An 11943-nucleotide genomic window follows, 5' to 3' on the forward strand; every position below is an offset into this window, starting at 1 on the left:
GGCCCTTGATGAAGTGATTAAAGAGGGACGCCTTGCCGAGGGGGATATCATCGTTATGGTTGGATTTGGTACAGGGCTGACTTGGGGAGCTTGTGTGTTGAAATGGACGAAAGTAGGGTTAAAAGAATGATTAAAACAATGATAAGAACGAAAATTTGCGAACTGATCGGGATTGATTATCCGATTTTCCAAGGCGGAATGGCATGGGTTGCAACCGGAGAATTAGCTGCCGCAGTCTCGGAAGGTGGCGGTCTAGGTATCATTGGTGCGGGACATGCCCCAGCCGACTGGTTGCGGCAAGAAATTCATAAAGTGAAAGCAGTTACCAATAAGCCATTTGGAGTTAATGTTATGCTGATGTCTCCATTTGTGGATGAAGTAATGCAGGTTATTATCGAAGAACGTGTTCCGGTGATTACGACAGGGGCAGGGAATCCCGGTAAGTATGTGCCCATGCTTAAAGAAATTGGTACCAAGGTGATTCCTGTGGTAGCCTCTGTTGCGTTGGCCAAGCGGTTGGAAAAGGCCGGGGTAGATGCATTAATTGCCGAAGGAATGGAGTCTGGTGGACATATTGGCGAGATAGGAACCTTCCCCTTAGTTCCTCAAGTGGTCGACGCAGTTAAAATCCCAGTCATTGCTGCCGGAGGGGTCGTGGATGGTCGAGGCCTCATAGCGGCCTTAGCCCTTGGCGCTGAAGGGGTGCAGATGGGGACACGTTTTATGTGCGCAGAAGAGTGTACAATCTCGCCTCTTATTAAAGCTAAAATTATTCAAGCTAAAGACCGTGCTACTGTAATTACAGGCCGTTCAACTGGTCATCCAGTTCGTTGTTTGGATAATCACTTTACCCGTGAAATTGACGAATATGAACGACAAGGGATGGCACCTGAAGAGATCGGTAAGTTGGGTGTCGGAAGATTACAATTAGCTATGGTAGACGGAGATGTTGAGAACGGTTCAATTATGGCTGGTCAAATTGCTGGGGCGGTTAAACGCGTTGAGCCTGCAGCCTATATTATTCGGGATATTATTCAATCTGCAGAACAAGAATATGAGCGTCTGTCTGCACGGTTTGGGGAGAGGGGGGCCTAAATTTTGGGTAAGCTGGCCTTTGTTTTTCCAGGACAAGGATCTCAGTATGTCGGAATGGGAAAGGAACTATTTCAGTCTCCTAGCGGAATCGACGCGCGGGAGACTGCGCTGGAGATTTTAGGAAATAAATTCATCACTGTACTAGAGGAAGGACCGGAAGAAGAACTTCAACAGACCGCTAACACCCAACCAGCAATATTACTAGTAAGTGCAGTGGCTGGGTTGCTCCTGCGTGAGGCTGGCATTGAGCCGGATTATGTTGCCGGGCACAGCCTCGGCGAGTATTCTGCCCATGTAGCTGCGGGTAGTCTAACCTTGGCTGAGGCCTTACGTGTCGTTAGGAAACGTGGAGAAATCATGCAAGATGCTGTTCCGGCTGGCGGAGGTGGTATGGCTGCGATCTTGGGGCTTTTGGCTGAGCAGGTGGAAGAAGCCTGCCTTAGCGCTGCAGAGTTAGGCGTGGTTGCTCCAGCAAATTATAATTGCCCAGGACAGGTGGTTATTTCTGGAGAACCTAAGGCGCTTGCTTTTGCTATAGAGAGGGCGAAAGAGTTGGGGGCGAAACGAGCAATACCGCTCGTAGTGAGCGGGCCATTTCATTCCCGCCTTATGGACAAAGTCGGTGCAGATCTACAGCCGGTTTTTGAGAGTGTGTCTTGGAATACTCCTCGTTGCCCTGTGATTGCGAACATTGACGCCAGAGAAGTAATTTCGCCTGAGCGTACTGTGAACACGTTAATTGAGCAAGTTAGCGGTGCTGTTCGATGGGAGCAATCGGTTCGTTATCTGTTGGACGTAGGGGTCGATACCTTTGTAGAGTGCGGGCCCGGCAAAGTCCTAACTGGTTTAATTAAAAAAATAGCCCCAGGTGTTAATCTTCTCCGCGTCGAGGATATGGCGTCTTTAAAAAAGTCACTTGCATATTTAAAGGAGAGTCGTTAAAATGATGCTGAATGATAGCGTTGCGATTGTTACGGGGAGTGGGCGTGGGATCGGGCGTGCCATTGCTCTGGAATTAGCAGTTGCGGGTGCGAAAGTTGTTGTTAATTATGCAGGACGTTCGGACAAAGCAGAGGAAACGGTCGAGTTGATCCGTAAAGCTGGTGGAGAAAGTCTGGCCGTTCAAGCGGATGTTAGTCAAGCAGATGATGTTGATCGGTTAATTAAAACTACCTTAGACCATTACGGGAAGATTAATATTCTAGTCAACAATGCCGGGATTACACGAGACTCTTTACTGCTCCGCATGAAAGAAGCAGATTGGGATGCGGTTTTAGCTACAAATCTCAAAGGAGTTTTTCTCTGTACCAAAGCGGTAAGCAAAGGAATGCTCAAACAACGGTCAGGTGTTATTGTTAATATTTCCTCTGTAGTGGGTCTTTCCGGAAACGCAGGACAAGCCAATTATGCGGCAGCTAAAGCTGGGGTTATCGGATTTTCAAAGTCTATTGCCAAGGAGCTGGCACCCCGCGGAATTCGTGTCAATGTGGTTGCTCCTGGGTATATTATTACAGATATGACGGAAACCTTACCAGAAGGGGTCCAAAGTGAAGTCTTACGCGGAATCCCGCTTGGTCGCCTAGGAAAGCCTGAAGATGTTGCCAAAGCGGTTCGTTTCCTTGTGTCCCCAGAGGCATCTTACATAACAGGTCAAACCTTCTGTGTCGATGGAGGTATGGAAATATAACCAATCTGATCTGTGAGAGGAGGTGAAGAAGCAGCATGGGAGTTTTCGATAAAGTAAAAGCCATCGTCGTCGAACAACTTGGGGTAGATGAAGCCAATGTTACCCCAGAGACCTCCTTTGAAGAGCTAAATGCGGATTCTTTGGATATCGTTGAATTGATTATGGCTCTTGAAGAGGCATTCGACTTGGATATTCCGGACGAGGAAGCCGAAAAGATCCGGACAGTTGGAAATGCAGTGAGCTACATCCAGGATAACAAATAACCAAGAAAAGGTCCCGTACTCTGATGCGGGGCTTTCTTTTAGGAAGACAATCTTTCTCCTGAATACTTGTTTGTAATGAAACTTGCTCCAGTTGAAGTTTTGAATTTCAGTCGGATCTGGTAAATTTATCCATGGGTATATTCGTTATTCAAACTACGAACATCGAACAACGAACAACGATTCTGGGGGAGAGTTGAGATAGATGTTTAAAAGTTTTGCTACGCATACCTGACTATAGTTCAGGTAGAACCTGACAGGGAGGAAACATTGTGAAAATACCCGAACTTCGTATTGGCAATTTAGTGGCTAAAATTCCTGTTATACAAGGAGGAATGGCCGTAAGGATATCCATGGCCCCTCTCGCAGCGGCTGTTGCTGAAGAGGGCGGAATCGGAATAATTGCAGGTAGTGGTTTGTCTGTGGAGGAACTGATTACAGAAATTCGTGAAGCACGTCGGCGTACAAAAGGGATTATTGGGGTGAATATTATGTTCGCTGTCCGTGAGTTCGCTCAGTTGGTTCACGCCGCGTTTGACGAGAAGATTGATCTTTTGGTTTCCGGAGCTGGTTTTTCTAGAGATATGTTCACTTGGGGCAAGGAAAAGGGCATTCCGGTCGTGCCGATTGTCTCCTCTGCTAAACTTGCTAAACTATCCGAAAAGTTGGGGGCCGCTGCAGTGATTGTGGAGGGAGTTGAGGCTGGCGGGCATTTGGGTACGGATCGATCGATACACGATATCCTCCCAGAAGTAATAGCAGCGGTCAGTATTCCTGTTATAGGTGCGGGTGGCTTTATTGATGGACAGGACGTCGCCAAGACACTGAAACTCGGCGCTGATGGGGTGCAAATGGGAACTCGCTTTGCGCTAAGCGAAGAGAGCAGCGCAGCTCTAGCTTGGAAAGAAGAAATGCTAAAAGCTACTGAAGAAGACATCGTGTCCATTCATAGTCCTGTCGGAATGCCGGCCCGGGGAATAAAGAATCCCTTTACCCAATTACTCGATGAAAAGGTCGATGTCAAGCCGACGAAATGTAGGGGTTGCCTTAAGCAGTGTGAGGGGAATTTCTGCATTATCAGTCGCTTAGTTATGGCCCAAGAGGGTGATGTACGGGAGGGCCTTATATTTTCTGGGGCTAATGTTCATAAAATTAAAGAAGTTTTATCGGTGCATAAGATCTTTGAGGATATCAAAAAGGGTATACTCAACTTTAAGGAGGAAGAGTGTTGAAACACCGTGCAGTTATAACGGGAATGGGTGTTGTCTCTCCCGTCGGAAATCACCTGGATGAATTTTGGAACAACTTAATCGAAGGGAAGTCCGGAATCGGACTGTTAACTCGTTTTGATACTGAAGAGTTGCCAACTAAGGTTGCGGCAGAGGTTAAAGATTTTGAACCAACTGAGTGGATCAATAAAAAAGAAAGTCGCCACATGGACCGTTTTGCTCAGTTTGCCATTGCAGCAGCAAAGATGGCCTTGTCAGATTCTGGGCTGGACTTAGAAAAAGTGAATAAAGAACGGGCTGGGGCTGTTATGGGCTGCGGGATTGGTGGTGTGATAACGTTCGAAGAACAAAAAGAGGTGCTCATGAATAAGGGAAGTGGTCGGATTAGCCCATTTTTTGTTCCTATGCTGATTAGCAACATGGCGGCTGGACATTTATCGATAGAGTTCGGTTTACAAGGATCTAGTATGACCGTTGCCACGGCTTGTGCTTCAGCAACCAATGCGATCGGAGAAGCGTTGCGAATGATCCAACGTGGAGAGGCTGATGTTGTGTTTTGTGGAGGAACTGAGGCCCCGATTACAAAGTTAGCGTTTGCTGGTTTTTGTGCCATGAAGGCGATGTCTACGGAAAAAGACAATCCAGAACAAGCATGCCGCCCCTTTGATAAACGACGTAGCGGTTTTGTCATGGGTGAAGGAGCAGGAGTTTTGATCTTAGAATCGTTAGAGCACGCCAAGGCACGTGGCGCGCGTATTTATGCTGAACTGGCCGGCTATGGCAGCTCATCAGATGCCTATCATATTACGACTCCGGTTCCTGGTGGCGCTGGAGCAGCTCGTGCTATGCGGCTTGCTTTAGAGGATGCAAAAGTAAGTGCAGAAGATGTTGACTATATTAATGCTCATGGAACAGGCACTGGGCCTAATGATGCAACGGAAACGGCTGCCATTAAAACCGTATTTGAAAGTTATGCAGCCAAACTGGCGATTAGTTCGACCAAATCAATGACTGGACACCTAACCGGAGCTGCCGGTGCGATTGAGGCCATTATTTGTGCTATCGCTATCGAGCGGGGCGCGATCCCGCCGACGATAAACTATGGAGAGCCAGATCCAGAATGTGATCTGGACTATGTTCCTAATAGTGCCCGAAAACAAGAGCTTAATGTGGTAATGTCTAATACCTTTGGTTTTGGCGGGCATAATGCAACCATCGTCTTAAAAAAATTTGCCTAAAGGTAAGGAGATCTAAATAAATGGTCGAAAAGAGCCGTAACGCGACTACGAATCACATGAAGACGGAGGGAAGGTCAGGACGAAAAAAATATGTCGTGACCTCTCTGAAACAGGAACCAGGACTAAAGTTAGCAAAGCGATTGGGACTGCAGACCCTGCCGAATCGCTTGTTCAGTACAGCCTTGACTCATCCTTCGTATGTATTTGAAAATCCGCAGTTCGGCAAAGAAAATAACCAACGTCTTGAGTTTTTAGGCGATGCGATTTTGGACTTTGTGATTGCGGAATATCTATATTTAAGTTATCCGGATCGGCCAGAAGGTGAGCTCACAAAAATGCGGGCTGCTGTCGTGAATGAAACGACTTTGGCTCACAAAGCTCATGAAATAGAGCTGGGCCAAGAGCTTTTATTAGGTAAAGGGGAGCAGGTATCCGGTGGACGTGAACGACCCTCTATCTTAGCTGATGCCTGGGAAGCGGTGGTAGGAGCAATCTACTTGCAATACGGATTACAAGAGGCCCGGAGGGTTATTTTAGAGTTGCTCAAACCGTCTATCAACGAAGTTGCCGAAGGGAATTACGGTGACTATAAAACCGTATTACAGGAAAAAGCACAAAGGGAAGAAAAAGACGTAAATTATCAAATTCTGGCGGAAGAAGGACCTGATCACAATAAATGCTTCACGGCGGGTGTTTTCCTCCAAGGTAATTTAATGGGAAAAGGTGTGGGCCGTACCAAGAAAGAAGCCGAGCAACATGCCGCTCAACAGGTGTTAGAAGTCTGGGGGAGGGAGAACGATGGCTAAACCTGAGAATTTCCCAGCTTTCTTGAAGGGAATTCATATTCAGGGATTTAAGTCGTTCGCTGATCGTGTCAAGTTAGAATTGGGTCATGGTTTAAGCGTAATTGTTGGGCCGAACGGGAGCGGAAAAAGCAATGTCGCTGATGCGGTTCGCTGGGTTCTGGGGGAACAAAGTGCTAAGAGTCTGCGCGGAGCAAAGATGGAAGATGTAATTTTTGCGGGGAGCGCACATCGGCGCCCTGTTGGTATGGCAGAAGTTTCCCTTATTTTTGATAACTCAACAGGGATTTTCCCGTTAGACTTTCGGGAAGTCACTATTACACGGCGAGTCTACCGTGACGGCGAAGGGCAGTATTTAATTAACAAAGCTGCCTGCCGGCTTAAAGATATTCAGGAACTATTTATGGACACAGGATCTGGAAAAGAAGGATTTTCGATCATTGGGCAGGGGCGGGTTGAGGAAATCTTAAACCTGAAATCGGAAGAACGTCGATCATTAATTGAAGAGGCGGCTGGGATAACCAAGTATCGTATCAGAAAGCGCGAAGCCTTGAAGCGTCTTGATGCTACGATACTTAATTTGCAACGTCTCGAAGATATAGTGCGGGAAATTGAGGGGCAACTGACTCCTCTGGCTGCCCAAGCCCAAGTGGCCGAACAAAGCCTTGCTCTCACGCTTGAGCAAAAACGCCTAGAAATCCAGTGGGTTGTTCTAGACATTACGGAAGTAAAGCAAAAATTGTCAAAAGCTGCACAAGAATCGGAAACCCTGCAAACCAGTGTGGTAGAAGCTCAAGCAGTTTTGGGGCTCAAAGAAAGTCGGAATATTGAAGATAAATTTGAACTAAAAAAGTTAGATGAAGAGATACAGCGGAAGCAGGGTGAGGTTTTTCAAGCTGAGCAAGCTTTCAATGCCTTAAAACATGACCTTAGTATTCGTACTGAACGTTTCCGATATTTTGATGAGCAAACCATGAGGCTGAACCAAGAGATTCTTGAGGATGAGGACAAACTTAATCATTTACACGAAAGGATTAAAACTCTTGCTGCCAAGCGAGCGGTTTTAACGTATACGGTTGAAGAATCTCAGCGCAAGGTTACAGATCAAGAGCAACAACTTAATGTTGTTCGAGAGAATAACTTAGCTGAAGATATAGATAGAATAAAGGCTGACCTCTTTCAAGCCTTGACTGAGCAAGCCAATTGGTCCAATGAGTTGACTGGAACTCGTCATACTCTTGCTTCACTAGAACAACAAGTCCTTCAATGTGAGCAAGAGAAAGTGATCAAAAAGCATGAGCTGCAATTGTTGAATGAAGCTTATGAAGCTCAGGAAAAAGAACTGGTTCAGATGGAAACGCAAGCTCGAATTTTAGAAAATGAAAGTTTAAGACTGAGGGTAGAACGGGATAATCTAAAAGGGCTTCAGCAAGAGAAAAATCTCGAACTGCAAAAACATAAAACTCTTATCAATCAAGCTAGAGCACGGACACAGGCTTTGCAATCTTTAGAAGATTCCTTTGAAGGGTATCAACGTGGGGTGCGTGAGCTGATGCTCGCTAAGAAAAAAGGAAGAACGGAATGCTTAAGCCTCTGTGGGACGGTTGCTGATCTGATTACAGTGCATGAAAAATATGAAACGGCCTTGGAAACAGCTCTTGGAGCAGGGATGCAAAATGTTGTGGCTGAAAATGAACAGGCAGCTAAAACCGCGATTGCTTATTTGAAGTCCCATCAATTGGGGCGAGTAACTTTCCTTCCCCTCGATGTTATTCAAGGGAATCGGATGTCAGTAAGCAGGGCAGTGGAGAGGGACCCTGGATATATTGGGATCGCTGTTGATCTTGTAACGCATGACAAGTTATATCGAACGGCGATTGAATTTCTCCTCGGGCGTATTGTGGTGGTCACAGATATGGACGCTGCGACTCGGATCGCGCGAACATCCGGATATAAACTGCGTATTGTAACTTTGGAGGGGGACCAAGTCCATCCGGGGGGATCTCTCAGTGGAGGGAGTAGTCAACGCAAGGGCGGAAATCTGCTGGCTCGCTCCCGAGAAATTGAGACCCTGCGAGCGTCCTTAAGACAAATGGAAAAAGACTTAGAGGTGGAACAAAGGGGATTATTGGAACTTGAGACGCGTCAGCGTGAAATACAGGAGAGTTTAGAGCATTTAGCCTTAAAGCAACGGGCAGATAAGGAACAGCAGATCATGCTTGGGGCGGTGCACGAGAACGTGCTGAGGCAACTCCAGCGATTAGAGAGCGATTTAGCTGGGTTAGGTCTTCGACAAGAGGGAATTATCGTCCAGAAAGACGAGTTAGTTCAGGGTTTAAGGAGTTTGACGGATCGTTTGGAAACTGCGGAAAAAATAGCGCACGATTTACGTGAGGAGTTCAACCAGAGAGAGCAAGAAGCCAAATTTGCGGCAGGAGAGATCGAATCGTACGTGGAGCAGTTAACTCAAGAGAAGGTTCGCTTAGCCAAGTGGGAGCAAGAATTAACGCAATGTATGGAGCAACTTGACCAAGAACATCGGGTCTACCGAGAAAATGAATCGAATCTAGGACATAAGAAACAAAATAGGACTAACCTTCAAGAAAACCGTCAAGTGCTAGAAAAAGAGCAAGAGGTGTTGAACCAACAACTGGAGGAACATTCACTTGCCCAAGAGGCACAGCAATATGCTTTAATGCAATCTAGACTCGAGCGGGAGGGTCTAGGGGCCCGTGTCCTTGAACAGGAACAAGAGATACAGTCGAAGCGTCAGGGAGCGCATGCGCTTGAACAACGTCTTCATGCCAACGAAATCAGAGTTGTGCGTTGGGAAACCGAATGCGAAGTAGGGTTAACTCGATTGGCAGAGGAATTTTCTCTTACTTGGGAAGAGGCGATGCCTTATCAGACCGAGGAAGAAAGGGCAGTCTTAGAGCGGAGGCTCCAAGAACTAAAACATCAAATTGAAGCGTTAGGCCCAATTAACCAAGCAGCTATTGAAGAATACCCAAAAATGCAGGCAAGGCAGGAGTTTATGTTGGCTCAACAGAGTGATTTGGTTGAGGCTAATCATACCTTGCGTCAACTGATTTCCGAACTAGATAAGACTATGACTGAACGATTTGCAGAAAGTTTTCATGCGGTGAATGCAGCTTTTCAAGAGGTTTTTAAAGAACTCTTTCATGGCGGAAATGCTGAACTCCATTTGGTAGACCCTGATCACTTACTGGAAACAGGGGTCGAGATTATTGCTCAGCCACCCGGTAAAAAACCACAGCTTCTTTCCCTTTTGTCTGGGGGAGAACGAGCTTTAACTGCAATTGCAATTTTGTTCGCTCTCCTGCGAGTTAAACCAAGTCCGTTTTGTATCTTAGATGAGATTGAAGCTTCGTTGGACGATTCTAACGTCCAGCGATTTGCCCAATATATACACCTTTTATCGAATGCTGTCCAATTTGTTGTTATTTCTCACCGCAAAGGAACCATGGAATCAGCCGATGTATTATACGGCATTACGATGGAAGAATCCGGGGTTTCTAAATTGCTTTCTGTCCAGCTTGATGAGAGACTTGCATAACACAGCGCTTGGTGCTTACGACGCAGAGCAAACTAACCGTTCAAGCTCCTGCTGTGGGGAGCGGGGTTCATCCTTCGGCGATAGTATTCTTTTAAAGAACCGCCTACGGCGATAATCTCCACTGGAGACTATCGTGCCAAAAGCGCCATCCGACGACCCGAAGACACTGTCTTCGCACGAATTAGCCTTCTTGCAGGATGGCGAGAAGGGACCTTGTGCACTGTCCCGTATTTGGGGTCGGTCGCTTTCACGGAGTTTGCTAATTCTGCTTACATAAAGACGTTGCACTCGAGTCACACTGAGTCCTGGGCTTGGGTATTCGAATCTCGGATTTCGAACCACGATTAGGAGGGAAGGAACAATATGGCAGGATTTTTCGCGAAGCTTAAAGAAGGTCTTACAAAAACACGGGAAAATTTTGTAGAGAAGATAGAACAGGTTTTTACTGGACGCAAGAAGATTGATGAAGAATTATATGAAGAATTAGAAGAAGTGTTGATTCGGTCTGACGTCGGTGTCAATACATCCTTCGAATTGGTTGAACGGTTGCGCAAAGAAGTTAAACAGCGTAAACTTTCAGATTCTAGTGAACTTACTGAGGTTCTACAAGAATTGATTGCAGAGTTATTGGGGGAGGAAGAAACAATTTCCTTTGCCAAGCAAGGTCCAAGTGTTATTCTTGTAGTTGGGGTTAATGGAGTTGGCAAAACAACCACGATTGGCAAACTTGCGAACCAGTTTAAAAAAGATGGAAAAAGAGTTATTATGGCTGCAGGGGATACCTTTCGGGCAGCGGCCATTGATCAACTGGAGGTTTGGGGAGAACGCTCCGGGGTTGAGGTTATTAAGCATCGCGAAGGCTCAGATCCGGCAGCTGTCGCCTATGATGCAGTACAAGCTGCAAAGTCCCGAAATGTTGATGTTGTTATTGTAGATACCGCTGGTCGTCTTCACAATAAGGTGAATTTGATGGAGGAATTACGCAAGGTTAAGCGTGTAATTGAACGGGAAATCCCGGAGGCGCCTCATGAAGTGTTACTTGTATTGGATGCCACTACAGGACAGAATGCCCTGCAACAAGCCAAGCTTTTTCATGAAGTGGCCGGAGTTACCGGAATTGTTTTAACTAAACTGGATGGGACGGCTAAAGGGGGGGTTGTTTTGGGAATTCAAGGAGAAACCCAGATTCCTGTGAAATGGATTGGAATTGGTGAAGGCATGGAAGACTTGCGTCCTTTTGTGCCAAAGGATTTTGCAGCAGCACTCTTTGGCCAACCGGGCGAGGAGGGGGAATTCTGATACACTATGCACTTATTGGGGGAACCGGAGTAGAGCATTTTAAGTTGACCGAACAGCGTGTCATCAAGGTGGAAACCCCTTATGGATTGGTTGAATCCATTGTCGGTCGACTCGCTAATCGTGAAATGGTTTTCTTGAGTCGACATGGACGTGATCATGCTACACCTCCGCACCTCGTGAATTACAGGGCTAATATATGGGCGTTACATGAACTAGGAGTGCGAAAGATCATTGCTACAGCGGCTGTAGGTTCTTTATCTCCAGATTTTCGGTTAGGTGAGTTGGTGCTTCTTGACCAGTTTCTTGATTTTACCAAAAGCCGTCCTCAGACGTTCTACGAAGGAGGGCAAAAGGGCGTACTTCATGTGGACATGACTGAGCCTTATTGTTCCGCTGTGCGGCAGGTGATCATTGAAGCGTCAGAGCATCTAGGGCTTCAGGTTAAGAATGGGGCATGTTATATTTGTACAGAAGGTCCGCGTTTTGAAACCCCTGCTGAAATTCGGATGTTTCAGCGTCTTGGGGCTGATCTTGTTGGTATGACGAGCGTTCCAGAAGTCGTTTTAGCGAGAGAACTTGGAATATGTTATGCCTCTATTGCAATGGTTACGAATGAAGCGGCTGGGATTGCTACACATCCGTTAACCCATTCCGAAGTAATGGAGAGTATGAAGGAACTGGGAGCAAAGGTCGCCCAACTCATTCAAGCGACCGTAGAGTTATGGTCTCCCGATCAGAATTGTCTATGTGCCTCG

12 protein-coding genes are annotated in these 11943 nt (G+C 46.5%); 11 read left to right on the forward strand and 1 reads right to left on the reverse strand.

Going from position 1 to position 11943, the window contains the following annotated elements; all coding sequences use genetic code 11:
• Positions 1-13: 13 nt before the first annotated feature.
• The 9 genes from DSBG_RS22145 (at position 14) to smc (ending at position 9889) form a co-directional block, all read left to right on the forward strand.
• Positions 14-130, forward strand: coding sequence for a 3-oxoacyl-[acyl-carrier-protein] synthase III C-terminal domain-containing protein (locus DSBG_RS22145; protein WP_491005796.1), 117 nt, complete (start codon positions 14-16; stop codon positions 128-130).
• An 8-nt stretch (positions 131-138) separates the two neighbouring features.
• Complete coding sequence (fabK, locus tag DSBG_RS20305; protein WP_068966682.1) at positions 139-1095, forward strand: enoyl-[acyl-carrier-protein] reductase FabK; 957 nt, start codon at positions 139-141, stop codon at positions 1093-1095.
• 3 nt (positions 1096-1098) lie between these two features.
• Positions 1099-2037: an ACP S-malonyltransferase gene (gene fabD / locus DSBG_RS20310; protein WP_068966668.1), complete on the forward strand. Its 939-nt coding sequence runs from the start codon at positions 1099-1101 to the stop codon at positions 2035-2037.
• Between the two features lies 1 nt (position 2038).
• Positions 2039-2782 carry a 3-oxoacyl-[acyl-carrier-protein] reductase gene (gene fabG, locus DSBG_RS20315; protein ID WP_068966670.1) on the forward strand — a complete coding sequence of 248 codons (744 nt, stop codon included), beginning with the start codon at positions 2039-2041 and terminating at the stop codon, positions 2780-2782.
• Between the two features lie 35 nt (positions 2783-2817).
• Positions 2818-3045, forward strand: coding sequence for an acyl carrier protein (gene acpP / locus DSBG_RS20320; protein ID WP_009620329.1), 228 nt, complete (start codon positions 2818-2820; stop codon positions 3043-3045).
• A 269-nt stretch (positions 3046-3314) separates the two neighbouring features.
• Positions 3315-4274: an NAD(P)H-dependent flavin oxidoreductase gene (locus DSBG_RS20325; protein ID WP_068966672.1), complete on the forward strand. Its 960-nt coding sequence runs from the start codon at positions 3315-3317 to the stop codon at positions 4272-4274.
• Entirely contained in the window at positions 4268-5509 is a 1242-nt protein-coding gene (gene fabF / locus DSBG_RS20330; RefSeq protein WP_083237000.1) for a beta-ketoacyl-ACP synthase II, read from the forward strand. The genes DSBG_RS20325 and fabF overlap by 7 nt, the downstream gene beginning before the upstream one ends.
• Positions 5510-5529: 20 nt before the next feature.
• Positions 5530-6315 carry a ribonuclease III gene (gene rnc, locus DSBG_RS20335; protein ID WP_068966674.1) on the forward strand — a complete coding sequence of 262 codons (786 nt, stop codon included), beginning with the start codon at positions 5530-5532 and terminating at the stop codon, positions 6313-6315.
• Positions 6308-9889, forward strand: coding sequence for a chromosome segregation protein SMC (gene smc, locus DSBG_RS20340; protein ID WP_068966676.1), 3582 nt, complete (start codon positions 6308-6310; stop codon positions 9887-9889). The genes rnc and smc overlap by 8 nt, the downstream gene beginning before the upstream one ends.
• A gap of 15 nt (positions 9890-9904) precedes the next feature.
• Here the strand turns inward: smc and DSBG_RS23320 are convergent, their stop codons facing one another.
• Positions 9905-10186 carry a hypothetical protein gene (locus DSBG_RS23320; RefSeq protein WP_207647272.1) on the reverse strand — a complete coding sequence of 94 codons (282 nt, stop codon included), beginning with the start codon at positions 10184-10186 and terminating at the stop codon, positions 9905-9907.
• A 66-nt stretch (positions 10187-10252) separates the two neighbouring features.
• Between DSBG_RS23320 and ftsY the strand changes: the two genes are divergently transcribed.
• Both ftsY and mtnP read left to right on the forward strand, forming a co-directional pair.
• Entirely contained in the window at positions 10253-11188 is a 936-nt protein-coding gene (gene ftsY / locus DSBG_RS20345; RefSeq protein WP_068966678.1) for a signal recognition particle-docking protein FtsY, read from the forward strand.
• The coding region (gene mtnP, locus DSBG_RS20350; RefSeq protein WP_083237001.1) for an S-methyl-5'-thioadenosine phosphorylase at positions 11188-11943 on the forward strand (756 nt) is incomplete at its 3' end. The genes ftsY and mtnP, both read left to right, overlap by 1 nt.

The organism is Desulfosporosinus cupriresistens (assembly GCF_001707885.1).
Classification (GTDB): Bacteria; Bacillota; Desulfitobacteriia; order Desulfitobacteriales; family Desulfitobacteriaceae; genus Desulfosporosinus.

Excerpts from the sequence above, each read along its gene's own strand:
- rnc (WP_068966674.1), top strand. The coding sequence starts at position 5,530 with ATGGTCGAAAAGAGCCGTAACGCGACTACGAATCACATGAAGACGGAG.
- acpP (WP_009620329.1), top strand. The coding sequence starts at position 2,818 with ATGGGAGTTTTCGATAAAGTAAAAGCCATCGTCGTCGAACAACTTGGG.
- fabG (WP_068966670.1), top strand. The coding sequence starts at position 2,039 with ATGATGCTGAATGATAGCGTTGCGATTGTTACGGGGAGTGGGCGTGGG.
- fabK (WP_068966682.1), top strand. The coding sequence starts at position 139 with ATGATAAGAACGAAAATTTGCGAACTGATCGGGATTGATTATCCGATT.
- ftsY (WP_068966678.1), top strand. The coding sequence starts at position 10,253 with ATGGCAGGATTTTTCGCGAAGCTTAAAGAAGGTCTTACAAAAACACGG.
- smc (WP_068966676.1), top strand. The coding sequence starts at position 6,308 with ATGGCTAAACCTGAGAATTTCCCAGCTTTCTTGAAGGGAATTCATATT.